The 24,994-nt window shown below is 68.8% G+C and carries 22 protein-coding genes; 9 read left to right on the top strand and 13 right to left on the bottom strand.

The genetic code is table 11. The features are described 5' to 3' along the window. Positions 1–25: 25 nt before the first annotated feature. From ACWA14_RS08085 to ACWA14_RS08100, 4 genes are read right to left on the bottom strand one after another with little or no spacing between them, the layout of a single operon-like run. The gene (locus ACWA14_RS08085) at positions 26–958 is read right to left on the bottom strand and encodes a 3-oxoacyl-ACP synthase III family protein (RefSeq protein ID WP_463792277.1); all 933 of its coding nucleotides are present in this window, start codon (positions 956–958) and stop codon (positions 26–28) included. Further along, positions 945–2,246, bottom strand: a complete 1,302-nt coding sequence (locus ACWA14_RS08090) for a F390 synthetase-related protein (RefSeq protein WP_463792281.1) — start codon at positions 2,244–2,246, stop codon at positions 945–947. Before ACWA14_RS08090 ends, ACWA14_RS08085 begins: the two co-directional genes overlap by 14 nt. Further along, a complete protein-coding gene (locus ACWA14_RS08095; protein ID WP_463792284.1) occupies positions 2,246–3,043 on the bottom strand; it encodes an MBL fold metallo-hydrolase in 798 nt (265 codons plus the stop codon). The genes ACWA14_RS08090 and ACWA14_RS08095 overlap by 1 nt, the downstream gene beginning before the upstream one ends. Beyond that, the gene (locus ACWA14_RS08100) at positions 3,040–4,035 is read right to left on the bottom strand and encodes an NAD-dependent epimerase/dehydratase family protein (RefSeq protein ID WP_463792287.1); all 996 of its coding nucleotides are present in this window, start codon (positions 4,033–4,035) and stop codon (positions 3,040–3,042) included. Before ACWA14_RS08100 ends, ACWA14_RS08095 begins: the two co-directional genes overlap by 4 nt. 73 nt (positions 4,036–4,108) lie before the next feature. On the opposite strand from ACWA14_RS08100, the gene ACWA14_RS08105 reads away from it, so the two are divergent. Then, positions 4,109–5,320, top strand: coding sequence for a glycosyltransferase (locus ACWA14_RS08105; protein ID WP_463792289.1), 1,212 nt, complete (start codon positions 4,109–4,111; stop codon positions 5,318–5,320). 9 nt (positions 5,321–5,329) lie between these two features. On the opposite strand, the gene ACWA14_RS08110 is transcribed toward ACWA14_RS08105, so the two are convergent. Beyond that, a complete protein-coding gene (locus ACWA14_RS08110) occupies positions 5,330–7,408 on the bottom strand; it encodes a DNA gyrase/topoisomerase IV subunit B (RefSeq protein WP_463792290.1) in 2,079 nt (692 codons plus the stop codon). A 181-nt stretch (positions 7,409–7,589) separates the two neighbouring features. On the opposite strand from ACWA14_RS08110, the gene ACWA14_RS08115 reads away from it, so the two are divergent. Continuing rightward, positions 7,590–7,808 (top strand): DUF7455 domain-containing protein, encoded by a 219-nt coding sequence (locus ACWA14_RS08115; RefSeq protein ID WP_463792292.1) that lies wholly within the window; start codon positions 7,590–7,592, stop codon positions 7,806–7,808. Positions 7,809–7,856: 48 nt separating this feature from the next. Here ACWA14_RS08115 and ACWA14_RS08120 read toward each other — a convergent pair whose 3' ends face one another. Next, positions 7,857–8,897 carry an alanine racemase gene (locus tag ACWA14_RS08120; protein WP_463792294.1) on the bottom strand — a complete coding sequence of 347 codons (1,041 nt, stop codon included), beginning with the start codon at positions 8,895–8,897 and terminating at the stop codon, positions 7,857–7,859. Further along, entirely contained in the window at positions 8,894–9,502 is a 609-nt protein-coding gene (locus ACWA14_RS08125) for an alanine racemase (RefSeq protein ID WP_463792297.1), read from the bottom strand. The genes ACWA14_RS08120 and ACWA14_RS08125 overlap by 4 nt, the downstream gene beginning before the upstream one ends. A 178-nt stretch (positions 9,503–9,680) precedes the next feature. On the opposite strand from ACWA14_RS08125, the gene ACWA14_RS08130 reads away from it, so the two are divergent. Beyond that, positions 9,681–10,697, top strand: a complete 1,017-nt coding sequence (locus ACWA14_RS08130) for a sugar-transfer associated ATP-grasp domain-containing protein (RefSeq protein WP_463792299.1) — start codon at positions 9,681–9,683, stop codon at positions 10,695–10,697. 90 nt (positions 10,698–10,787) lie between these two features. Here the strand turns inward: ACWA14_RS08130 and ACWA14_RS08135 are convergent, their stop codons facing one another. The 3 genes from ACWA14_RS08135 to ACWA14_RS08145 all read right to left on the bottom strand — a co-directional run bounded on the left by ACWA14_RS08135 (position 10,788) and on the right by ACWA14_RS08145 (position 13,835). Continuing rightward, on the bottom strand, positions 10,788–11,483 hold the full coding sequence (locus ACWA14_RS08135) for a coenzyme F420-0:L-glutamate ligase (RefSeq protein ID WP_463792301.1): 696 nt from the start codon (positions 11,481–11,483) through the stop codon (positions 10,788–10,790). Beyond that, on the bottom strand, positions 11,480–12,727 hold the full coding sequence (locus tag ACWA14_RS08140; RefSeq protein ID WP_463792302.1) for an RNA polymerase sigma factor: 1,248 nt from the start codon (positions 12,725–12,727) through the stop codon (positions 11,480–11,482). The genes ACWA14_RS08135 and ACWA14_RS08140 overlap by 4 nt, the downstream gene beginning before the upstream one ends. Before the next feature lie 169 nt (positions 12,728–12,896). After that, the gene (locus ACWA14_RS08145; RefSeq protein WP_463792303.1) at positions 12,897–13,835 is read right to left on the bottom strand and encodes a proteasome assembly chaperone family protein; all 939 of its coding nucleotides are present in this window, start codon (positions 13,833–13,835) and stop codon (positions 12,897–12,899) included. A gap of 112 nt (positions 13,836–13,947) precedes the next feature. Between ACWA14_RS08145 and ACWA14_RS08150 the strand changes: the two genes are divergently transcribed. From ACWA14_RS08150 to sucB, 3 genes are all read left to right on the top strand, one after another. Further along, complete coding sequence (locus ACWA14_RS08150) at positions 13,948–15,420, top strand: leucyl aminopeptidase (RefSeq protein WP_463792304.1); 1,473 nt, start codon at positions 13,948–13,950, stop codon at positions 15,418–15,420. 2 nt (positions 15,421–15,422) lie between these two features. After that, positions 15,423–16,796, top strand: coding sequence for a dihydrolipoyl dehydrogenase (lpdA, locus tag ACWA14_RS08155; protein WP_463797398.1), 1,374 nt, complete (start codon positions 15,423–15,425; stop codon positions 16,794–16,796). A 67-nt stretch (positions 16,797–16,863) separates the two neighbouring features. After that, positions 16,864–18,624 carry a 2-oxoglutarate dehydrogenase, E2 component, dihydrolipoamide succinyltransferase gene (gene sucB, locus ACWA14_RS08160; protein WP_463792306.1) on the top strand — a complete coding sequence of 587 codons (1,761 nt, stop codon included), beginning with the start codon at positions 16,864–16,866 and terminating at the stop codon, positions 18,622–18,624. Positions 18,625–18,633: 9 nt separating this feature from the next. Here sucB and ACWA14_RS08165 read toward each other — a convergent pair whose 3' ends face one another. Beyond that, complete coding sequence (locus ACWA14_RS08165; protein WP_463792308.1) at positions 18,634–20,223, bottom strand: hypothetical protein; 1,590 nt, start codon at positions 20,221–20,223, stop codon at positions 18,634–18,636. 175 nt (positions 20,224–20,398) lie between these two features. Here ACWA14_RS08165 and ACWA14_RS08170 point away from each other — a divergent pair, with 175 nt between their 5' ends. Beyond that, positions 20,399–21,109, top strand: coding sequence for a DUF4191 domain-containing protein (locus ACWA14_RS08170; protein ID WP_463792310.1), 711 nt, complete (start codon positions 20,399–20,401; stop codon positions 21,107–21,109). Positions 21,110–21,202: 93 nt separating this feature from the next. Here ACWA14_RS08170 and ACWA14_RS08175 read toward each other — a convergent pair whose 3' ends face one another. Then, positions 21,203–22,390: a RimK family alpha-L-glutamate ligase gene (locus ACWA14_RS08175; protein WP_463792312.1), complete on the bottom strand. Its 1,188-nt coding sequence runs from the start codon at positions 22,388–22,390 to the stop codon at positions 21,203–21,205. A 17-nt stretch (positions 22,391–22,407) separates the two neighbouring features. Between ACWA14_RS08175 and ACWA14_RS08180 the strand changes: the two genes are divergently transcribed. Then, entirely contained in the window at positions 22,408–22,896 is a 489-nt protein-coding gene (locus tag ACWA14_RS08180) for an ATP-dependent zinc protease family protein (protein WP_463792314.1), read from the top strand. Between the two features lie 27 nt (positions 22,897–22,923). Here ACWA14_RS08180 and ACWA14_RS08185 read toward each other — a convergent pair whose 3' ends face one another. Further along, complete coding sequence (locus tag ACWA14_RS08185; RefSeq protein WP_463792315.1) at positions 22,924–23,352, bottom strand: RDD family protein; 429 nt, start codon at positions 23,350–23,352, stop codon at positions 22,924–22,926. A 145-nt stretch (positions 23,353–23,497) separates the two neighbouring features. Here ACWA14_RS08185 and glnA point away from each other — a divergent pair, with 145 nt between their 5' ends. After that, positions 23,498–24,922 (top strand): type I glutamate--ammonia ligase, encoded by a 1,425-nt coding sequence (glnA, locus tag ACWA14_RS08190; RefSeq protein WP_463792316.1) that lies wholly within the window; start codon positions 23,498–23,500, stop codon positions 24,920–24,922. Positions 24,923–24,994: the final 72 nt, after the last annotated feature.

A 24,994-nucleotide genomic window follows, 5' to 3' on the forward strand; every position in this document is an offset into this window, starting at 1 on the left:
CAGCTCGCGCGCTGCGCTGCGGGACTCAGAGACGCAGGGCGAGCACGTTCGCGGTCAGCCCCGCCGCCGTGCCGCAGAGCACCACCGTGTCGCCGGACGAGACGGTCCCGGCGTCGAGCGCACGAGCGAGCATGAACGGCACCGACGCGGACACCATGTTGCCGTACGCCGACACCTCATCGACGCGGCGATCCCGCGGCACCCCGAGGCGGTCGAGCATGGGCCCCAGCGCCGCGGACGCCTGATGCGGAATCCACAGGGCGACATCGTCGTACGAGATGCCGGAGCGAGCATGGAACCGCGCGAAGAAATCGGGCAGCACGCGCATCATCCCGAGGAGTGCACGACGGCCGTCCATGTCGAAGAGGTAGTCGCCGGGCGCGGACGACGCGTACGCCTGCGCGGGCGACCGCGAGAGGCCTCCGCGGATCTCGGTGTCGTGGGCATAGGCGGGCCAGGTCTGCTGGGCGCTGGCGATCACGCCGCGGTCAGGTGACTCGGAGCGGCGCAGCACCACAGCGACCCCCGCATCGCTGAACAGCTCGTAGCTCTCCCGCTGCTCCGGATCGAGGAAGCGCGAGCCCACGTCGCCCGCGAAGACCAGGATCGTCTCGTGGTCACCGGCGTCCAGATAGCGGGAAGCGATGTCGAGCGCGGTGATGAAGCTCGTGCAGGTCGAGTTCACGTCGAATGCGGCGGCGTGCCCCTGCAGGGTCAGACGCTCCCACACGAGAGCGGCGGTGCAGGGAATCGGCTGGACACCGGCCGCGGATGCTCCCACCACGAGGTCCACCTCGTCCGGGTCGATGCCGGCGTGAGCCAGGGCACGCTCGCAGGCCGTCGCGAGCATGTCGAGGTGCGTCATCTCTTCGCCGATGCGGTAGCGCACCTGATCGCCGAACCGCACGATCCCCTCGGGGAGGACGCTCCCCCACCCGACGATCTCACAGCGTCTCATCGGCATCCCCCTCCCAGGTCCGCATCACACGACGCAGCTTCACCGATCCGTCATGCACGAACGTCCGGAACTCGAGCTGCGGCATGACGCATCCGAGTCGATCGGCGAGGATCGCGATCTCCTCGCTCACCCGACGCCGGCTCCGATCATCGACCACATCGAGGGCGATCTCCCAACGCCGCGCCGCGGTCTGCACGACGCGGTACTCCTCGAATCCCTCGGCGTACAGCAGCGACCGGGTCACCAGGTCAGCGAAGACGGGGACCGCGCCGCCGTCCCGCCCCGGCAGGAGGAGGGTGTCTCCCTCCCGCCCCTCGATCCGCTCGATCGCCGCGAGGGCGCTCCCACACGGGCATGGCTCGACCCGGCTCCGCAGCACATCACCGAGTCGATAGCGCACGATCGGCTGCGCCCGGCGTTCCAGGTCGGTGATGATCGGGGTGAACCGCTGCGCGTCGAGCGCCTCGCGTTCGAACAGCACCGCATCCTCGTTGAGATGCAGGACCCCGAGCGGGCAGGTGTGGGCCAGGAACCCCTCGGTGCACTGGTAGAGCTGGTGCAGGAGCGGCTGCCGCAGCGAGGCGGCGATCAGACGCGCGTCGGCGATCTCCAGCACCTCCGCGACGGCGTAGACCTTCTGGGGCATCGCGGTCAGGAGGCCGGCATCGGCCGCGCGCGCGAGTACGCGGAGCACCGACGGCGGGGCGACGAGGATCGTCGGCGCGTAGTCGGCCAGACGGCGGATGTTCTCGTCCATGTCGGCGTAGACGTCGAAGTAGGAGAACGACACCGCGCGTGATCCCACCGACTCGTAGAGAGAATTGTCGGCGCGCAGGAACAGGGCGATCCGGTGTCCCCACAGCCGGCCACGAGGGAGGGTGCGCGCGAGCACGGTGCCGACCCAGGCATCGCGCTCGCGGGGGCTGACCACGAACAGTCCCCGGTGACCGCTGGTTCCGCTGGACAGCCCCACCGAGTGCTCACCGAGATCCGCGTCGAAGTCGCGCGAGCGCTCGTTCGCGATCGCCAGCTCGAGCGCTTCATCGCGGCTCGCAGCCACCGTGTTGATGTCGTCGAAGCGGGCCATCATCAGCCCCTTGTCCATCGTCGGCAGCCTGGAGAAGGGGCGGTCCGCGAGGAGGTCGGCGAAGTACGGCGACCTCCTCCGCAGGAACCGCAGGTGACGGCGCAGCAGCCGCGCCTGGCGTCGCTCGACGGCGCGTCGCGTGCGCAGCGGCCGCAGCCAGCGCACGGCCGCGAACCGCGCGAGGATCCGCAGGGACGACATCAGCTCAACAGCTCCGTCTGCTCCACCGGGTCGTGGCTGCAGACGATCCGGATGCCGGCGTCAGCGAGCGCCTGCAGACGACGGGCCGTCGCGCCGTACGCCCTGGCATCGTGCTGCACCGCACGCGGCACGGCGCGGAGGTCGTCCGCCGCCCCCAGCAGATCGGCACCCCAGGCGGCATCGCCGGCGAGCAGGACGCGCCGGTCGACGAGCGCTCCGACGTGCCCGTCGGCGTGTCCTGGCAGATCGACGACGAGGTAGCTTCCGTCGCCGAGGAGATCGGCCGCCCGGAGCGCGACACCGGCGATCTCGACGGGTGCGAAGTCGGCGTCGTCCAGCACCCGGCGCCGAGCATCGGGGAACCACGCGGGCAGCAGGCCCGTGAGCACCCCCGCCGTGAGCGGCGGAGACGCCAGCGTCCGCAGGTGGCCGGCGGTCAGGACGAACGTGGCATCCGGGAACCGCTGCACGCCGCCGATGTGGTCCGGGTGCAGGTGCGAGAGCACGACGTGGGTCACGGAGGCGGGATCCACCCCGTCCCGCTCCAGGCGCAGGGCGACGTCGTCCGCGGGCTCGATCCGAGGGGGCAGGAGGCGGCGGTACACCGCGCCGCGCCACCCCGTGTTCCAGGCACCGACCGCGTAGCCGGTGTCGAACAGCACGCGGCGATCGCCCGGGGCGTCGAACAGGAAGACGCCGGCGGGGAACTCACGGACGCCGCCCTCGGCGCCCCGGAACATCCCGGCGAGGTCGTGCGAGGTGCGGCCGCACACGTAGTGGCGGAGCCGCGCGGTCATGCGCGACCCCGCAGGTCGGCGGCGACCCGCGTCAGGGCATCATCGAGGGTGACTGTCGGCCGGTAGCCGAGATCGCGGACAGCCCGCGTGAGGTCCAGCGTCTGCGAGTAGGCGATCGTGCTCAGCGTGTATCGGGTCAGCGGAGGCTCGGGGCGCCCGGGAAGCACGCCGCAGACGGCTTCCAGGGCGGTGGCCGCGGCCCAGGCCAGACGGCGGTTCATCGGGCGCATCCGTGGCTCCTCTCCGACGAGCGAGAGGAGCGTGGCCAGCAGCTCGCGGAACCGGCGCGGTTCTCCGTTCGAGATGTTGTAGACGCCGCCGCGCGGGTCGCCGCGATCGAGTGCCAGCCGGAGCGCCGAGGCGGCGTTCTCCACTGCGGTGACGTCGATGACGTTGTCCCCGCCGTCGAACACCGGGATCCCGACACGGGCATGCACCTCGAGCAGCCGAGGGATGAGGCTGGGATCTCCGATGCCGATCAGTCCCCGGGGCCGCACGATCACCAGTTCCGGGAGCACGCCTCGCACCCCGGCTTCCTGGAGCAACCGCTCCGCCGCGATCTTCGAGCGGATGTACCCGTTCAGACGGTTGTCCGTGTCGACCTCATCCTCATCGATCCCGATCCGGTCGCGGGGTGCGGCGTACACGCTGGGCGACGAGACATGGACGACGCGGCGCACGTCGTTGCGACGAGCGAACTCGACGACGTGCGCTGTGCCCTCGACGTTCGCCGCGCGGAACTCCGCCCAACGCCCCCAGGGGCTCGACAGTGCCGCGCAGTGGATCACGGCATCGACGGGGAGCACGACCGTCGCGAGAGCCGCGAGATCTCCGACGATGCGGTGCTCGGGGTCGGCGACACGGGCGAGAGCCCGGGTGTCGCGACCGGCGGCGAACACCTCGTGGCCGTGCGCACGCAACTCGCGTACGACGTATCCGCCCAGGAACCCGCTGGCCCCCGTCACCAGCACACGGTCCCCGGACTCCGACATATCCCCGATGCTAGGCCACGCCGTCACCCTGGCCGGGGACGAGGAGTGCGCGTGGCGCCTCTAGGGTGAGGAGGTGCGCATCGCGATGGTCACCGACTACTACCTGCCGACCCTGGGCGGTGTGCAGACGGTGATCAAGGCGCACAAGGAGGCGCTCGAGCAGGCTGGACACGAGGTCGTGGTGTTCGCTCCCCTCTCCGCGCCGAGCGATGACGACGCAGTGCGGCGGTTGCCCACCGCCCGCCTGTTCGCCCCCGACGGCTATCCCTTCGCCTGGAAGCCCTCGGCCGTCGCGGCCGCGCTGCGCGCGGGGCTCGCCGGCGCTGGTTTCGACGTCGTGCACGTCCACACCGAGATGTTCGCCGCGCTCGGTGCCTTCGAGGCAGCACGCGCGCTCGGCATCCCGCTGGTGCAGACCATGCACGGACGGATCGACGTGTACACGCGCTCCGTGCTGCCGGTGCCGGGGGTCACGACGGCCGTGCTGGCCGCGATGCACCGGCGTCGGCTGCCGCACCAGGAACTGCCCTCCGGCATCGAGGCACGATATGCCCGCACCCCGACGGCGCGGCGCATGTGGCGCCTCATGGTGAGCCAGGCGAACGCCGCCCACCAGGTGATCGTCCCGTCGGCGCACTTCGCTCGGAAGCTCCGCGATCAGGGCGTGCGCTCTCCCCTGAGCGTGCTCTCGAACGGGCTGGAAGACTCGGTGCTCGCGGCGATCGGCACACCCACCGTGCGGGTGCCGGAGCGACGCGGCCCCCTGCGCGTGGTCTGGTGCGGTCGACTCTCTCCCGAGAAGCGACCCGAGGTGTTCCTCGATGCCATCGCACAGGTGCCGGGGATCGCCGCCCATATGTACGGGGACGGCGTCGCCCGCCGATCGATCGCACGCCGTGCCGCTGCGCTTCCGGCCGGGCGGCTGACGGTGCACGGACCGGTGCCGCAGACCGCGGTGCTCCGGGGGATGCGCGACGCAGACGTGCTGGTGTCGACGTCCTTCGATTTCGACAATCAACCGATGGTGATCCTCGAGGGCATCGCTTCCGGCCTCCCGGTCGTCGTCACCGACCCCGACCTTCTCGAGGCGCTGCCCCGAGAAGGCGCGATCGCCACCGCGGCACCGGATGCCGCGGCTCTCGCCCGGACGCTCCGCACCCTCCGAGACGATCCTGCACGCCTGACGGCGATGAGCGCCGCAGCGATCTCGCATCGCCCGCACATCGCACAGACCGCACACAGGGACGCGCTCGTGGACGTGTACCGCGCCGCGATCACCGGATGACACCGGCGCTCAGGCGTCGATGGCCTCGCGGGAAAGCCGATCGGACGAGTCGATGATGAACTCCCGGCGCGGAGCGACCTCGTTGCCCATCAGGAGCTCGAACACGCGTCCGGCGGCCTCGGCGTCCTCCATGCGCACGCGACGCAGCAGACGCCCTGAGCGGTCCATGGTGGTGTTCGCCAGCTGCTCGGCATCCATCTCGCCGAGACCCTTGTAGCGCTGGATGGGCTCGTGCCAGCGCTTGCCCGCCTTGCGCAGCTTCGCCAGCAGCGTATGCATCTCCTGCTCGCTGTACGTGTAAATGGTCTCGTTCGGCTTGGAGCCGGGGTTCATCACGATGATCCGGTGCAGGGGCGGCACCGCGGCGAACACCCGGCCGTCCTCGATCAGCGGACGCATGTAGCGGAAGAACAGCGTGAGCAGCAGCGTGCGGATGTGCGCGCCGTCGACGTCGGCGTCACTCATCAGGATCACCTTGCCGTAGCGGGCCGCGCTGATGTCGAAAGACCGGCCGGAGCCTGCTCCGATGACCTGGATGATCGACGCGCACTCGGCATTCGACAGCATGTCGCCCACCGAGGCCTTCTGCACGTTCAGGATCTTGCCACGGATCGGCAGCAACGCCTGGAACTCGCTGTTGCGCGCGTTCTTGGCCGTGCCCAGCGCCGAGTCCCCCTCGACGATGAAGAGCTCGCTCCGATCGACCTCGTTGGTGCGGCAGTCGACGAGTTTCGTCGGGAGCGTGGACGACTCCAGCGCATTCTTGCGCCGCTGGGTCTCCTTGTGCGCGCGCGCCGAGACGCGGGCCTTCATCTCCGCGACGATCTTGTCGAGCAGCTGAGTCGCCTGGTTCTTGTCGTCGCGCTTGGTCGAGCTGAAGCGGGCGCCGAACTCCTTGCGGAGGACCTGGGCCACGATCTGGCGCACGGCAGGCGTGCCGAGCACCTCCTTCGTCTGCCCCTCGAACTGCGGCTCCGGGACATTCACCGTGAGCACGGCCGTGAGGCCGGCGAGGACGTCGTCCTTCTCGAGCTTGTCGTTGCCGACCTTGAGTCGGCGCGCATTCTGATCGACCTGGGCGCGGAGCACCTTGAGCATCTCCTGCTCGAAGCCCTGCTGGTGCGTTCCGCCCTTCGGCGTCGCGATGATGTTGACGAAGGAGCGGATGGTGGTCTCGTATCCGGTGCCCCACCGCAGAGCGATATCGACCTTGCAGACACGATCGACCTCGGTGGCGATCATGTGACCGTCGGCCTGAAGGACCGGGACGGTCTCGGTGAAGGTCCCCTCGCCCTGGATGCGCCAGTTGTCGGTCACGGGAGGATCGGAGGCGAGATAGTCGACGAACTCGGAGATACCGCCCTCGTAGCGGTACGACGTCTCGATGCGCTCCTCGGCACGGTTGTCACGGATGACGATCTCGAGACCGGGGACGAGGAAGGCCGTCTGGCGGGCACGGTTCTCGAGCTCGCCGAGCTGGAAGGCCGCATCCTTCGTGAAGATCTGTCGGTCGGCCCAATAACGCACCCGGGTTCCGGTGACGCCGCGTTTGGTCTTGCCGACCACGAGCAGCTCGCTGCCGTCCTCGAAGGGCGTGAACGGTGCGTCGGGACGCTTCTCCCCGGAATCGGCGAACCGGCCGGGCTCGCCGCGGTGGAAGGACATGGCGTACGTCTTGCCGCCGCGGTCCACCTCGACGTCGAGGCGCTCCGAGAGCGCGTTCACGACAGAGGCACCGACGCCGTGGAGCCCGCCGGATGCCGCATAGGAGCCGCCGCCGAACTTGCCGCCGGCGTGCAGCTTCGTGAACACGACCTCGACGCCGGTGAGCCCCGTGCGGGGTTCGACGTCGACCGGGATGCCGCGGCCGAGGTCGTGCACCTCGACGCTGCCGTCGGAATGCAGGATGATGTCGATCTTGGAGCCGCTGCCGCCCACCGCCTCGTCGACGGCGTTGTCGATGATCTCCCACAGGCAGTGCATGAGCCCGGGCGATCCGTTCGACCCGATGTACATCCCGGGACGCTTGCGGACAGCCTCGAGGCCCTCGAGCACCTGGAGATGATGGGCTGAATACTCGGCGGTCACAATCTCCGAGTCTATTCTCGGTCGGACCATCCGCCCTGCAGACACTCCCCGGCAGGCTCCGGCCGCGACCACTCGCGTACGCGCTGAGCGAAACACGCCGTGATCCGGGCATGCACCCAGGTATCCCGTGGTTGTATTGAGCACGCTCCACAGCGAACCCGACACCCGAGGAGGCACCGAGATGAACGCTACGACCGAACGTGAGACCTCTACCGTCGAGTTCCGCCTCACCGCGATGGACCGTTGCGATTCATGCGGCGCTCAGGCGTACATCGCCGCCGAGGTCAACGGCTCCGAGCTCCTCTTCTGCGCCCACCACGGCCGCAAGTACGAAGAGAAGCTCCGCAGCGTCGCCACCAGCTGGCACGACGAGACCTCGCGTCTCATCGACGCCGTCTGAGGGCTTCGCCCGCTCCGAACGAGGTGCCGCACGGCTCGCGCCGGGACGTCAGTCGATGACGCTCCGGCGCACTCGTGTGCTCAGCCGCGTCAGGATCTCTTCCCCGACCGTGTCGATGGACTCAGCCAGCGTGGTCGCGCTCATCTCGCCGTGTGCGCCCGGTCCGAACAGATGCACCTCGTCGCCGACGGCCATTCCCGGCCACCCCTCGACGACGCAACTCGTGGGATCGACGCGCCGGAGAACCCGTGAGCCGTCGGGCGTGCCGACCACGGACCCCGCCAGCGTCGAAGGGAGCCCGTCGAAGCTGCCGATCCCGACCACCGCGCTTTCACCGTCGAGCCGTGTGACCGGTGCGACCAGGGAAGCGATCGGCGCGATGCCCTCGAGATCCGGGCCGTCCGCAGACCGCACTCCGTAGCAGAACGCCCCGATGCGCGACAACGAGCCACGGAGCTCCGATCGCCACCAGGACGCAGCCGATGCCGTGAGGTGGTGGAGAACGGGTCGCGCTCCCGCCTCCTCCACGACGCGGATCGCCTCCAGGAACACGGCCTGGGCCTCGTCGTCCTCCGCGTCGCTCGCCTCGGCGATATGGCTCCAGACACCGGCGAACTCGACGATCCCCGCGTCTTCCGCGGCGCGCGTCACCCCGACCGCCTCGGCCCACTCCTGCGGCAGCAGTCCGTTGCGACGCAGTCCGGTGTCGATCTTGAGATGCACGCGGGCGACGACACCGAGGTCACGGGCCCGTCGGATCACCCGGTCCAGGTACTCCGCGCTCCCGACACCGAGGTCGATCCCGTTCCGGAGTGCCTCGTCGATCTCCTCGTCGGTCGAGGTCGCCCACGCGAAGATGCGCACGCGGCCTCCCGCATCCCGGCGCACATCGAGTGCGGTGCGCACGTCGTAGCTGCCGAACCAGGAGACACCGACGCGCTCCGCCTCGGAGACCGTCCACGCCAGCCCGTGCCCGTAGGCGTCGTCCTTCACCACGAGCATCAGCTCCGACGGCTCGATGCGCGCGCGGACAGCGCGGATGTTGTCGCGGAAGGTTCGAGCATCCAGCCGCAGTTCGGGGCGGGTCATGCCTCCCACCCCCGGACCGCGTGCATGCCGGCGACGCAGATGAGCTCAGGGATCGAGAGTCCCGTGACGGCTGCCCAGCGGGCGAGCGCCGGAGCAGCCGGACCGGTGCCCCCGAAGTAGGTGACCTCCGCGCCGATCGCGACGTCCGCGCCCTGGAGGTCCACCACGCACACGTCCATCGCGACGCGCCCGATGATCGGTCTCTCGACGCCGTCGATCTCGACGTGCGCCGCGTTGCCGAGGGCTCGGACGATGCCCTGCGCGTAGCCGCCTGTGACGAGCGCCGCCGTGGTGTCCACGGTCGCCCGGTGCGTGTAGCCGTAGGAGACGGCATCACCGGCGCGGAGCGGTTTGGTCGACAGCACGCGCCCGACGAGTCGCATCACCGGGGTCGTCTCGAGTACGCCGCCGAGGCTCGGGAGGCCGTACAGCGCGAAGGCATCGATGTCCGGCACGCCGTCCGTCGTCGCGTCGATCCCCTCGAGCGCCAGAGCTGCGACGTCTCCGGCCGAGTCGACCAGCACCCGCGCGGGGCCGGCCGCCGTCACCGCGTGCGCGACGGGAAGGATGCCATGCCCCCACGCGTCGCGTCGGAGATCGGCCAACAGCCCCCCTTTCCGGACGGCGGACTGCGCCGACGACGCCAGGGCCGAACGGGAGATCACCGCCCGCGGACGGGCACTCGATGTCGTGTCACACACGCTCTCCACACTAGCTTCCGCTCACTCAGGGTTCCCTGCGGCGCCCCCGTAGACTGGAATCACCCCCAACCTTCGGAGCACAATGTCTCGTCTTTCCCTTGCGCCCCGCGTGCGCTATCTGCTGGGTCGCGCTCGACGCATCGACGTCGGGTCGGTCGTGGAGCGCGCCCGTGAGGCCTCCGCCCAGCACCACAAGCCCGTGCCCTCGGTCGTCGCCGACATGCTGTGGTCTGCGGCGCGGCACAACGTCGGCTTCCAGGACTACATCGACTACGACTTCGCCATGCTGACCCGCGCCGAGCGCGAGACGTTCATGACGCACCCGGTGTCGAACCAGCTCTCGCAGCGGTACGACCACCCCGACTTCCGCTGGATCTTCCAGGACAAGGTCGCCTTCGACCGTCATTTCGCCGAGTACCTGCATCGCGACTGGATGGTCGTGGAAGAGGGGAACGCGGACGCCGTGCGCGAGTTCACCCAGCGCCTCGGCACCGTCGTCACCAAGGAGCCCGTCGGCCAGGCCGGGACCGGCGTGCATCGCTATCACGCCGCCGGCATCGAGGACTGGGATGAGTTCCACCGCGGGCTGCTCAGCCGCGGCGAGCTGCTCATCGAAGAGGTCATCCGCCAGCACGAGGCGCTCTCGGCCGTGTGCCCCGGCACCGTGAACACCACCCGCATCACCGCCTTCTTCGACGGCGAGAAGGCGCACATCCTCGCCATGGCACAGAAGTTCGGACGGGGTGCGGTGAGCGATCAGATGACCTTCGGCGGCTTCTACACGATGCTCGACGCCGATGGACACGCGGTCGGCGCAGGATACGACTCGCACGGTCATGTGCACGAGAAGCACCCGGACACGGGCTTCCCGATCGCCGACTTCCAGCTCCCCCACATGGACCAGGTCCGCGCCTTCATCGACAAGGTGGCGCGCGTGGTCCCCCAGGTCCAGTACGTGGGCTGGGACATCGTGGTCTCCCCCGACGGTCCAGTCCTGGTCGAGGGCAACTGGGGCGCCGGCGTGTACGAGAACAAGCCGAGCGTCACGGGTATCCGCACCGGGCACAAGCCGCGCTACCGCGAGGCCATCGGCTTCTGACAGCAGGTACCGCCTCCGCACGAGACGACGAAGGCCCGGATGCCGAGCATCCGGGCCTTCCGCCGTTCGGTTCCTGAGCCTGATGCGGGGTCAGACCGCGCGGACGATGCCGAGCGGCGTGGACTCCAGGCCCTGACCGAGCGGGTTGTCTCCGAGGATCTTGACGAGACGACGCTCGCCGTCCTTGTCGAGGGTGGAGCCGAGGATGTTGCCGCCGAGATCGTTGATGTCGACCACCGCGACCTCTGCGGCGCCTCCGACGAGCTTCTTGATCCGCGCCGCGACCTCATCGGGGTTCTTGGGCCCGAGCACGACCGCCTCGTTGTACGGAGGGATGGTGTGCTTGGTCGGCCCGTCGATCGCGCGCGCCTTGTCACCCGCGATCCGGTAGAAGTCGCCGCGTCGTCCGAAGGCCTTCGTGACGGCCGCCACGGCGGCCGCGAACAGGATCCGCGGTGTGCCGCACTCGCGCAGAGCCATCTCCATGGTCTCGGGCATGCCGAGGCCGATGCCGTACGGGGTGCGCGTGACGTACTTCGACAGGAAGAGCGCCAGCTTGCGCGGCTGGATCTCGTCCAGGCGGTAGGACCGCCCCTGCGTGATCGCCACGATCTTCTCGGTCACGAACAGGAGGTCGCCCGCCTGGACGTGATCCTTCGCGTATTCCGTGATGATGGCGTCGAGGTCGTCGTCGGGCATGACGACGCGGGTGCGCAGCGGGATGCGGGCGTAGCTCGTGCCGTCGACGCTTGTCTCGAGGGCCTTGCCGTCGTTCGCCTGGCTCATTCGAGGTAATCCCGCAGCGACTGCGAGCGGCTCGGGTGGCGCAGCTTCGCCATCGTCTTCGACTCGATCTGACGGATCCGCTCACGGGTCACGCCGAACGTGTCGCCGATCTGGTCGAGGGTCTTGGGCTGACCGTCACCGAGACCGAAGCGCATCCGGATCACTCCGGCTTCGCGCTCCGAGAGCGAGTCGAGCAGCTGCTCGAGCTGCCGCTGGAGCATCGTGAAGCCGACGGCGTCGGCCGGGACGACCGCTTCCGTGTCCTCGATCAGGTCGCCGAACTCGCTGTCGCCGTCTTCACCGAGAGGGGTGTGCAGCGAGATGGGCTCACGCCCGTACTTCTGCACCTCGACGACCTTCTCCGGGGTCATGTCGAGCTCGCGGCTGAGCTCTTCCGGAGTGGGTTCGCGACCGAGGTCCTGAAGCATCTGGCGCTGCACGCGGGCGAGCTTGTTGATGACCTCGACCATGTGCACCGGGATGCGGATGGTGCGGGCCTGGTCGGCCATCGCACGGGTGATCGCCTGGCGGATCCACCACGTCGCGTAGGTCGAGAACTTGAATCCCTTGGTGTAGTCGAACTTCTCGACCGCACGGATGAGACCCAGGTTGCCCTCCTGGATGAGGTCGAGGAACTGCATGCCACGACCGGTGTAGCGCTTGGCGAGCGAGACCACGAGTCGCAGGTTGGCGCCGAGCAGGTGGCTCTTGGCGCGCTGACCGTCGCGGGCCACCCACTGCAGGTCGAGCCCGAGCTGGCCGGCCTTCTCGGCGGCCGTCATGGTCGACAGCTTCTCCTCGGCGAAGAGTCCGGCCTCGATGCGCATCGCGAGCTCGACCTCTTCGGCCGCGTTCAGCAGCGCGACCTTTCCGATCTGCTTCAGGTAGTCCTTGACCGGGTCGGCCGTCGCGCCGGTGATCTGCGTCGAGTAGACGGGGACGTCCTCGTCGTCACTCGACGAGATGACGATCGCGCCCGTCGGGAGCGGCTCGGTGAACTTCGGCTTGCTGTCGTCCTCTTCGTCGTCGCCGACCTCGGCGGCAGCGGCGGGGGCCTCGTCGTCTTCGACGACGTCGTCGGCCTTCTTCTTCTTGACAGGAGCGCGCTTGGCAGCCGCGCGCTTCGCTGCGCTCAGCGGCGCGGGCTTCTCAGCCGCATCCTTCGACTCGACCGGCGCGTCAGACGTCGTCTCGGCAGCGGCCTTCTTCGTCGTCCGGGATTTGTTGGTCGTGGCAGGAGTCACGTTTCGCCTTTCACGGAGCGGAAGAACCACTCCGGGACATTTCGGACACTAGTAAGACCCTTGTCAAGTCCAGTCTGGAAAAGCACTGATTGACAACGGGTCAGACTCCTAGTATCGCACACGTGTGGCGATGCGGTGGCATTACGACGAAGTTCGTGCGGACGCCTGTTCAGCTCCGACCCGGCTTGTCCTCGTCGGACGGACGGGATGCCAGGTATCGCTCCAGCTCGGCGGCGAGTTCGTCGGCGCTGGGGAGGTCGCGCTCGCTGAAGGCGCCGTCGTCGTACGAATCGTCATCCGGGTTGCGGCCTGCCATATACGCGTCATAGCGCCGCTCGAGGTTGTGCACCATCTGCTGGAGCTCGTCGTTGCCGACGACCTGCTCATCGACGCGCGAGACGTAGTCTTCGCGCCGCTCCTGCACCTCGTCGAGCATCAGCACGAGTCCGGTCGACGCCATCAGGCGCTGAGCCGCGGTGATCACGGCATCCGGATTCTCGGTCTCGGCCAGATAGTGCGGCACGAGCAGGACGAAGCCGACCGTGCGGTCCCCGCGCTCCGCGAAGCGGAACTCGAGCAGGTGTCCGGCGGTCGCGGGGACCTGCGTGCGCGGGCGCCAGACGGAGTGCGCGACGACGAGGTCGCGACGGTTGCCGCTGACGGTCGTGCCGATCGGACGGGTGTGGGGCACGGGCATCGCGATCGAGTGCACCCAGTTGAGGCCGGACGCCTCGAACTCGGTCGCGAGGTCGAGCACGGTGCGGGCGAAGGCGTTCCAGGCGAAGTCGGGCTCATAGCCCGAGAGGAGCAGGAACGGTTGTCCGAGGGCATCCGTGGCCAGCGCGAGCTCGAGCCGCTGCGGCCGGAACTCGGTCAGGTGATCCTGATCGAAGGAGATCACCGGGCGGCGCGCGCGGTAGTCCAGGAGGACGTCGTTGTCGAACACGACGAGGGGCTGGGGGGACGCCGTCTCGCGCAGGTGATCGATCAGTCCGGAGACGGCGCTCCCGGCATCCGTGAACCCGGTCAGGAGCACCACCAGGGGCAGTCCTCGGGGGACGGCTGGCGCATTCGCGACTCGTTCGTGGATCTCACCGGAGAAGGGCATTCCTCCATGCTACGAGGACCGTCGGACCGACGGGCTGGCGGCATCATGCTGAGAGCGAACACGCGGATCCCGCTCGCGCCCGAGGCGACGCGCCCGTCCCTAGGATGGAGGTATGACGCTTCCCGTGCTCTCGCACACCACCGATCAGTTTCCCGGAAGCGCTGCCGATGCCGCAGTGCTCGTCGTCCCCGACATCTCGACGTCGCCGACCTCTCTGGACGCGTACCCCGGACTCGCCGACATCCTCGCGGGTGTCGGTTTCACCGGCTCCGCCTCGTCCTTCACCCGGGTGCATGCCCCCGAGGTCTCTGCTGTGCCGTTCGCCGTGGTCGGCGCGGGTACCGACGTCGACGACCTCGCCGTGCGCAACGCGGTGGGGGCCGCGGTGCGATCCTTCACCGGCTTCGAGAGCCTCTCCGTCGCGCTCGCGCCCGGACTCGAGAGCTTCGCGACGGCCGCCGCGGAAGGCGCCGTCCTCGGCGGACATCGCTTCGCCGGCTACCGCACCGAGAAGGGGCCGGTCCGCGCATCGACCATCACGCTGCACGCCGACATCGACGACGCCGCGATCGAGCGAGCACAGACGATCGGTGACGCGGTCGCCCTCGTGAAGGACCTCGTCACCGTTCCCGCCGAATGGCAGAGCCCCGCGCAGCTCGCGCAGAGCGCCGCCGAGAGCGTCGCCGACCTCGACGTCACGGTCGAGATCCTCGACGAGGTCGCTCTCGCGGAGCAGGGCTACGGGGGCATCCTGGGCGTGGGTCAGGGGTCGGACCGCCCGCCGCGTCTGGTCCGACTCGACTACTCCCCCGCCGATGCCGCTCGGCACATCGCGCTCGTGGGCAAGGGCATCACGTTCGACACCGGCGGGCTCTCCCTGAAGCCTGCCGCCTCCATGGTCGGCATGAAGTTCGACATGGCGGGTGCGGCCACCAGCCTCGCCGCGCTGCGCGCGATCGCGACGCTGCGCCTCCCGGTGCGCGTGACCGCCTGGCTCTGCATCGCGGACAACATGCCGTCGGGTCGCGCGACCCGCCCGGGCGACGTGCTGCGGATGCTCGACGGGACCACCGTCGAGGTTCTCAACACCGATGCCGAAGGGCGCCTCGTGATGGCCGACGGACTCGTGGCCGCGAGCCGCGAGAACCCCGACGTGATCCTCGACGTCGCCACCCTCACCGGAGCGATCGTGATGGCCCTGGGTCATCGCCACACCGGCGTGATGGGCGACGACGAGACCGTCGCGGCATTCCTCGAGGCGGCTCGTGCCGCCGACGAGCCCGCCTGGCAGATGCCGCTCCCCGACTACATGGAGGAGACCCTCGAGTCCCCGATCGCGGATCTCATCAACGCGAACATGAGCGATCGCGCGGGCGGGGCATCCTTCGCCGGACTCTTCCTCCGGCGTTTCGTGGGTCGGGTGTCCGACGCCGATGACGCCCCGCGCATCCCGTGGGTCCACCTCGACATCGCGGGCTCGGGCGAGCACGCCGGGGCGCCGTACGGCTTCACCGGCAAGGGTCCCACCGGGGCGATGGTCCGCTCGATCGTCGCCTTCGCCGAAGCATCCCACTCGGAGGCATGACCATGACCACACACTCCTTCGACATCGTCGTCCTGGGCGGTGGCAGCGGCGGGTACGCGGCAGCGCTGCGAGCCAGCGAGCTGGGCAAGTCGGTCGCGCTGATCGAGAAGGACAAGGTGGGCGGCACCTGCCTCCATCGCGGATGCATCCCCACGAAAGCACTGCTGCACGCTGCCGAGGTCGCCGACCACGTGCGCGGCTCCGCGCATGTCGGTGTGACGGCGACACTCGCGGGCATCGACCCCGTCGGCGTGCGCACCTACCGTGAGGGCATCGTCGCGAAGAAGTTCAAGGGCCTCGAGGGGCTCGTGAAGGCGCGTGGAATCACCACGGTCTCCGGAACCGGGCGTCTGAACGCCGACCGCACGGTGAGCGTCGGCGACGACGTCTACGCCGGGACGGACGTCGTGCTGGCGACGGGGTCGTACAGCCGCACTCTCCCGGGTCTCGAGGTCGGCGGCCGGATCATGACCAGCGAGCAGGCGCTCGAGCTCGATGTCATCCCCGCGCACGTGATCGTGCTCGGGGGCGGCGTGATCGGGGTGGAGTTCGCCAGCGTATGGCGTTCGTTCGGCTGCGAGGTCACGATCGTCGAGGCATTGCCGCACCTCGTCCCGGCGGAGGACATCGCCCTCAGCAAGGGTCTCGAACGCGCGTTCCGACGCCGCGGCATCCAGTACTCGCTCGGTGTGCGCTTCCAGTCGGCCGCGCAGGACGAGAACTCCGTGACGGTGACGCTCGAAGACGGCAAGGAGATCAGCGGCGACTACCTGCTCGTCGCCGTCGGACGTGGTCCCGTCACCTCGGGCCTCGGATTCGAGGAGGCCGGCATCACGCTCGACCGAGGCTTCGTCACGGTCGACGAGCAGCTTCGCACCGGGGTTCCCGGTGTCTGGGCTGTCGGAGACATCGTGCCGGGGCTGCAGCTCGCCCACCGCGGGTTCCAGCAGGGCATCGCGGTCGCTGAGCGGATCGCGGGCCTCACCCCTCCGAACATCCCGGACTCCCAGATCCCGAAGGTCACGTATTCGAGCCCGGAAGTCGCCTCCGTCGGCGTGACGGAGGCGGCCGCCATCGCGGAGCACGGTGCGGACGCGGTCGCGTCGTACGAGTACAACCTCGCCGGGAACGGCAAGAGCGAGATCATCGGCACGAGTGGACTGGTCAAGGTCGTCCGCCTCAAGGACGGCCCGGTGCTCGGGGTTCACCTGCTCGGCGACCGCGTCGGCGAGCTGATCGCCGAGGGGCAGCTCGCGGTGGCATGGGAAGCGCACCCCGAGGACATCGCCCCGCTCATCCACGCGCATCCCACCCAGAGCGAGGCCCTGGGTGAAGCATTCCTCGCCTTGGCCGGAAAGCCACTGCACGCCCTCTGAGCACCAACCGGTGCCCGAGTCACTAAGCTAGACAAGCGTCATACAACTTCTTGAAGGAGACTCAGTCATGAGCACATCCGTGGTCCTCCCCGCTCTCGGAGAGAGCGTCACCGAGGGTACGGTCACCCGTTGGCTCAAGCAGGTGGGAGACACCGTGCAGGCTGACGAGGGCCTGCTCGAGATCTCCACCGACAAGGTCGACACGGAGATCCCCTCCCCCGTCAGCGGTGTCATCGAGGAGATCCTCGTGTCCGAAGACGAGACCGTCGAGGTCGGCGCCCTGCTCGCGCGCATCGGCGACGGCAGTGCCGCAGCCCCTGCCGCAGAGGCTCCTGCTGCCGAGTCTGCACCGGCTGCCGAGTCCGCACCGGCCGCTGAATCCGCTCCGGCCGCAGAGTCGGCTCCGGCCGCAGAGCCCGCCGCGGCACCGGCTGCAGAGTCCGCCCCCGCCGGCGATGCGACCGACATCGTGCTTCCGGAGCTCGGCGAGAGCGTGACCGAGGGTACGGTCACTCGCTGGCTGAAGCAGGTGGGCGACTCGATCGAGGTCGACGAGGCGCTGCTCGAGATCTCCACCGACAAGGTCGACACCGAGATCCCCTCCCCCGTCGCCGGCGTCCTTCAGGAGATCGTCGCCGCCGAGGACGAGACCGTCGCCGTCGGCGCCGTCCTGGCCCGCGTCGGCTCCGGCGCAGCGCCCGCAGCCGAAGCCCCGGCCGCCGAGGCCCCTGCTGCTCCGGCACCCGCTGCCGAGGCCCCTGCTGCTCCGGCCCCTGCTCCCGAGGCGCCCGCTGCTCCGGCAGCCACCGAAACGCCGACCGCGCCCGAGGCTGCACCTGCACCGTCGGCCGCGGAGACCGCCGCCCCCGCTCCCGTGCAGCCCGCACCGGCGGAGGCAGCCGCTGCACCGTCCGGTGAGAGCGACAACCTCTATGTGACTCCGCTGGTTCGTCGGCTCGCCGCGCAGCAGGGTGTCGACCTCGCCTCGGTCACCGGTACCGGTGTCGGTGGGCGCATCCGCAAGGAAGACGTCCTGAAGGCCGCCGAGTCGGCGTCCGCCGCTCCGGCAGCTGCGGCAGCGCCGGCAGCTCCGGCTCCGCTGGAGGCATCGCCGTTGCGTGGCACCACGCAGCCGATGTCCCGTCTGCGCAAGGTTCTCGCCAAGCGGGCCGTCGAGTCCATGCAGCAGACGGCTCAGCTCACCACGGTCGTCGAGGTCGATGTCACGGCCGTGGCGGAGTACCGCGACAAGGTGAAGGCGTCCTTCCTCGAGAAGACCGGCGACAAGCTCTCGTTCCTGCCGTTCTTCGCACTGGCTACGGCGGAGGCGCTGCGCGCGTTCCCGATCGTGAACGCCACGGTCGACGGTGAGCAGATCGTGTACCCGGCAACCGAGAACGTCTCGATCGCGGTCGACACCGAGCGTGGACTGCTCACCCCGGTCCTGCGGGATGCCGCCTCGAAGACGATCGCCCAGATCGCTCACGAGATCGCGGACCTCGCTGCTCGCACGCGCGACAACAAGCTGAAGCCCGACGAGCTCGCCGGTGGCACGTTCACGCTGACCAACACCGGTTCGCGTGGCGCGCTGTTCGACACCCCCGTCGTGTTCCTGCCTCAGTCCGCCATTCTCGGAACCGGAACGGTCGTGAAGCGGCCCGGTCTGGTCAAGGTCGGCGGCTCCGACGCGATCGCAATCCGCTCGTACGTGTACCTCGCGCTCTCGTACGACCACCGGATCATCGACGGCGCCGACGCCGCACGCTTCCTGGGCGCGGTGAAGTCCCGCCTCGAGGCGGCCCAGTTCGAGGCGAACCTGGGCGCCTGACCCGAACGATCATTTCGGCTGGTCCGCGACGTCGTAGATGTCGCGGACCAGCCATTTCTCGTTGATGCGCACGAGAACCACGACTTTGCCGTCAGGCAATTCTCCGTCTGCCGTCTCCCCTTCCGCCTCCGACGCCTTCGACGACACCCCGGCGCTTCCCTCCAGGCGCACGACGGCGATGTCGCCGTACTCGTCGAGAAGCGTGAAGCTCGGCTCACCCGTGCCCGCGAAGACGAGATCGCCCCGCACGACGGCCGAGTCCGGAGCCACCGCCGCGCGGCACTCCTCGTCACCGTTCTCGCTGCAACCTTCGAGCTCCCGCCAGAGCGACGCCGCGGCCTCGACGGAGTCCACCGGTACGGCACTCTCCGGTGCCGACACCTCCTGCTCAGGCGCCGCCGAGACTGTCTCCCGAAGATCCTCCGATGGCCCGGACGCCGGGGCCGCCCCGCGCTCGATCGCGGGCGTCGAGGACTCAGAGGCGCCGGATGCTCCTTCTCCTCCGTCGCCCGGCCAGAGCGCCCCGACGATCAGCACGGCGGCCGCCGATCCGGAGGCCACCAGGATCGACCGTCGTCTGCCGCCGGGCGTTCGTCCCCGTCGCCTGGCCACCTCGGCCGTCCGCGCCCCCACACGCGACGTGCGTGCGCCTCTGCGGAGTCGACCATGCAGACCGCCGACCACCGCCCCCACTGTGCTCCGCCCGATGCCCAGGGCCGCGCTCCACCCCGCGATCCGCCCTGCCCGCCGTCCGCCGGTTCTTCCGACCATCGGGCGTCTGCGCGCGGCGCTCCGCGTCGTCGTGCTCCTTCTCACGGCCGCCGACGAGCCCCGCTCAGACAGATCGGGCACGAGCGCTCCCCGCCGGGAGACCCCGGACGCGGAGGCATCCCGGGCGAAGCCACTCACGTCGCTCGACGGGAGCATCGACGTCGAGGCCGCGGCTTCCCGTCGGAGCGGACGCGGCGCGGCGATCGCGAGCATCTCGCCCTCCCATCTCTCGAGGAGCAGCGGCGACACGCGCGGCTGCTGCTCGATGCTGGTCTGCACACCCGCCTGCACGGCCACGAGCAGCCGCCCCAGCGGCCGGTCCTCGTTGGTCGCGATCAATGAGGTGATGAGACGCGCCACCCCGGCACGCGCCTCATCCCCCTCCCCGATGACGAGCATCGGCCTCCCATCATCGGTGAGCCACCACGTCCCGCGTGGCTCACCATCGCGTGCATCGGACCCCAGCTCCGACAGCGCACGAAGCAGACTGACCAGCAAGGTCACGCACTCGCCTGCACTCAGCGGTTCTCCCGCGGCACCACGACGTGCGAGAAACCCGACGACGCGCTCGGTGCACCACGGAAGCAACACATCATGGCCGTCCGTGCGCCGCACCAGATCGACGGGTGCCGCCACGTGCTCCGATCCGGCGAACCCCCACCCGAGCCACCCGCTCAACTCCGTCGAGTCCGTGCGCACCACGACATCCGCACCGTCGGTCACCAGCACTCCCTCGAACGGCCCCTCGTCCGCTTCCAGCGTGCGGATCACGCGGTGAGCCCCTGGCACGAGCGTCGTGTTCGCTCCGGCATCCCGAGTGTCTGTCATGGCTCCATCACATCGGACCGGCGATCCGGTCGGGGCGCAACTGACCCGATGGGGACAGGACATGGAGATTCCGGAAAATGTGGAGGGAGAGTCAACCGAACAGGCGAGCTCGCACGTTCTCCGCTTCACGCGAACGACGCCATCGGACACCGCCGGAATCGGTAGGCTGGACCCTATGGCGAAAAGTGCTCCTGAACCCGAGAAGCGTCCTGGGTTCTTCTCCCAGATCAAGTCCCTCTTCCGGTTCACCCGCGAGGCCTACCCGTGGCTCCCGTGGGCACAGATCGGCATCCTCATCGGCGGTGTCCTGCTCGGACTCGTCGCCGGATACCTGATCCCTCCCTTCCAGGTGTGGACCCTCGTCCTCTGGGGCATCACCGGCCTGATGCTCGGCGTCCTCGGGGCGATGTTCCTCATGACCCGCCTGTCCACCTCCGCGATGTACGCGAAGATCGACGGCATGCCCGGCGCCACCGGGCACGTGCTCAGCACGAGCCTGGGTCGCCGCTGGCAGGCGTCGGAGACACCGGTCGGCATCAACCCCAAGACTCAGGAGGCCGTCTATCGCACGGTCGGTCGCGGCGGTGTCGTGATCATCGGCGAAGGCGCGCGCGGTCGCCTCACACGTCTCGTCAACGAAGAGCGCAGCAAGGTGCAGCGCGTCGCCAACGGCGTCCCTGTCACGGTGCTCTACGTCGGGCACGGCGACGACGAGGTCACGATCGCCAACCTGTCGAAGACCATCAAGAAGCTGCCGAAGACGATCGATAAGGCCACCATGGGCGCGGTCATCCGTCGCATCGAATCCGTGTCCCAGTCGCTGTCCTCGCTGCCGATCCCCAAGGGGATCGACCCCACCAAGGTGCGCGCTCAGCGTCCGCGCTGATCCTCAGCCCGGATGACACAAGCGAGGCCGCCCCGATGACGGTGCGGCCTCGCTTGTGTCATCCGGTGGCGCCGGCGCGTCTCTCGCGCAGGGTCACTCCGACAGCGGCTGGCGCGGAAGCCGGCGCACCTTCGCGCGGCGGCGGCGGCGCTCCGGGACCATGGAGCGCATCTCGTCGAGCTTGCCGAAGCAGAACAGACGGTCTTCCGCTTCCAAGACGACGTGCTTGCGCGGGTTCGGGATCACGCTGACGCCGCGGTGCAGCGTCAGCACCGTGATGTCACGCTCCCACAGGCCCGCTTCTCCGAGGGTCTTGCCGACCAGGTCCACCGCGCCGTGCACCATGAGCTCGGCGACGCCGTAGCCCGTCGAGACCGTGAGGCGCTGGCGCACGTCGATCTCGGGGAAGGCCACCTGGCCGGCGATGTAGTCGATGATCGCACCCGCCACATCGAGCTTGGTCGCCATCTCGATGCCCTGCAGGCCCGGTGAGGAGTTCACCTCCATGACCAGGGGGCCGTCATCGCCCTCCAGCATGTCCACGCCCGCCACGCGCAGCCCCATGATCTGAGCGGAGCGCACCGCGGCGCGCTCGTAGACCGGATCGAGCTCGACGGCCTCCACCGATCCCCCGCGGTGGACGTTGGAGCGGAACTCGTCGCCCGCCGCGGAGCGGCGCATGGCGGCCACGACACGGTCCCCGACGACGAGAGCGCGGATGTCGCGGCCTCTGCTCTCGGAGATGAACTTCTGGATCAGCACGTTCTGCTTCGTCGAGTGGAGGGTCTCGATGATCGCCTCGGCGACCTTGACCTGAGGCGCCAGGATCACGCCGATGCCCTGCGTGCCCTCGAGCAGCTTGATCACGACGGGAGCCCCGCCGACGCGCTCGATGGCCGGTCGGACGTCGGCGCGGTTGCGCACGAAGGCGGTCGGCGGCATCGCGATGTTGTGACGGGACAGGATCTGGTTGGCGCGAAGCTTGTCCCGCGCACTCGAGATGCCGTTCGCCGTGTTCGGCGTGTAGACGTCCATCTGCTCGAACTGGCGGACCACGGCCGTGCCGAAGTACGTGATCGAGTTGCCGATCCGCGGCAGGATGGCGTCGTAGTCGCTCAGCTGACGCCCCCGGTAGTGCAGATCGGGTTCATCGGCCGTGAGATCGATGGCGAAGCGCAGGGTGTTGAGGACCTTGACGTTATGGCCGCGCTGAAGCGCGGCAGCGCGCAGTCGTTGCGTGGAGTACGCCTGTGGCGCACGGGAGAGTACTGCGAGCTTCACGGGGATTTCCTGCCAAGATGTATCGAGTGACGAAGACATCCCATTCAAACACTCTTACCGGGTGGCGAGAATGGGTGGCGCTCCCCGATCTCGGCGTGGACTGGATCAAGGCGAAGATCGACACCGGCGCGCGCACATCCTCGTTGCACGCGTTCGACATCGAGGAGTTCGACCAGGACGGCGAGGACTGGGTGCGGTTCCGCGTGAAGCCGTGGCAGGATTCGCAGCTGGATGCCGTCGTCGTCGAGTCGCCGATCCACGACCGACGTGCGGTCCGGAGCTCCTCCGGTCACGCACAGCAGCGACTCGTGATCGAGATGCTGATCCGGCTGGTCGACCGCGAGGTCCTGGCGGAGGTCACCCTGAGCAATCGCGACGAGATGGGCTTCCGCATGCTGATCGGACGCGAGGCTCTGCGTCAGGGGTACTCCGTGGACCCGGCACGTTCGTTCCTCGGCGGCCGGGCACCCCGCGAGGCGCGTCGCCGCAACCGCGGAAAGGACTGACGCCCGCTCGACGGCGCTCAGACGCCCTCAGGCGCGGATCAGGATCGTGCCGACCACCTTGTCGTGCAGACCGCGCTGATCCGCGTCCCAGATGACGGCGGGGATCACGACGATCAGCAGCAGGGTGCGCACGATCGGACGCCACAGGCCGATCCACGAGCCGTCCATCCGGACCACGCGCATGCCGAGGATGCGGTGCCCCGGGCTGCCGCCGGCAGTCGGGATGAACACGATCTGCAGCAGCGCGAAGACCGCCATCGGGGCGAACTGCGACAGCCCCGCCTCCGACGGCAGTGCGAACTGGTCGAAGCCCAGGAACGCGGTGGCGATGATGGTCGCTGCGAGATAGTCGATGAGGAGCGCGCCGATGCGGCGCCCCGCTCGAGCGATGCTCCCCGGCCCCGACGTCGGCAGTCCGAGTCGCTCGCCGGGGTACGTGTTCACAGCATCCGTCACCGTTCCAGCCTACCCAGCGGGATCGCGGCGTCGGACCGGGAGCGGCGTAACAAGCTCGAAACAAAGCGGACACCAAGGAGAAATCCCCCAGCCGTACTGTGCAGAATGGCCGTGAAGCCATCGTTCCGCTACACAGGAGTCGTATATGTTCAAAGATTCGTCCGAAGTGCTGAGCTACATCAAGGAGAACGACGTCAAGTTCCTTGACATCCGTTTCACCGATCTCCCTGGTGTCCAGCAGCACTTCAACATTCCGGCATCCACGGTCGATGAGGCGTTCTTCACGGAGGGGCAGCTCTTCGACGGCTCCTCGATCCGCGGATTCGCGAGCATCCACGAGTCCGACATGCAGCTCATCCCGGACGTGACGACAGCGTACGTCGACCCGTTCCGCGAGGCCAGCACGCTCGTCATGATCTTCGACATCTACAACCCGCGCACGGGTGAGATCTACTCGAAGGACCCGCGTCAGGTCGCCAAGAAGGCGGAGAAGTACCTCGCCTCCACCGGCATCGCCGACACCGCGTTCTTCGCTCCCGAGGCCGAGTTCTACATCTTCGACGACGTGCGGTACTCCGTCACCTCGAACTCCAGCTTCTACAGCGTCGACTCGGAAGAGGGCGCGTGGAACACGGGACGCGAGGAAGAGGGCGGAAACCTCGCCAACAAGACCCCGTACAAGGGCGGTTACTTCCCGGTGAGCCCCGTCGACAAGACGGCGGACCTCCGCGATGACATCACCCTCAAGCTGATCGATGCGGGCTTCATCCTCGAGCGCTCGCACCACGAGGTCGGCACGGGCGGCCAGCAGGAGATCAACTACCGCTTCGACACGATGGTGCACGCGGCCGACGACATCCTGAAGTTCAAGTACATCGTCAAGAACACCGCGGAAGAGTGGGGCAAGGTCGCGACCTTCATGCCCAAGCCGCTCTACGGCGACAACGGCTCGGGCATGCACACGCACCAGTCGCTCTGGAGCGACGGCAAGCCGCTGTTCTACGACGAGGCGGGCTACGGCCAGCTCAGCGACATCGCCCGGTGGTACATCGGCGGCATCCTGGCGCACGCGCCGGCGCTGCTGGCCTTCACCAACCCGACGCTGAACAGCTACCACCGTCTGGTCAAGGGATTCGAGGCGCCGGTCAACCTGGTCTACTCGGCCGGTAACCGCTCCGCGGCGATCCGCATCCCGATCACGGGATCGAACCCGAAGGCCAAGCGCATCGAGTTCCGCGCTCCTGACGCGTCCGGCAACCCGTACCTCGCGTTCGCCGCTCAGCTGATGGCCGGTCTCGACGGCATCAAGAACCGCATCGAGCCGCACGAGCCGGTCGACAAGGACCTCTACGAGCTTCCCCCCGAGGAGGCCAAGGGCATCCCGCAGGTTCCGAACTCGCTGCTGGACTCGCTGGACGCCCTGGCCGCGGACAACCAGTTCCTCCTCGAGGGCGGCGTGTTCACCAAGGAGCTCATCGAGACCTGGATCTCCTACAAGTACGAGAACGAGATCCTGCCGATGGCCCAGCGCCCGCACCCGTTCGAGTACGAGCTGTACTTCGGCGTCTGACCCACACGGCATCGCCGCACAGAGCCCGCCCCCGCATCTGCGGGGGCGGGCTCTGTCTCGTGAGGCCGCCGC

Source organism: Microbacterium sp. TW_SC_2 (assembly GCF_055361165.1).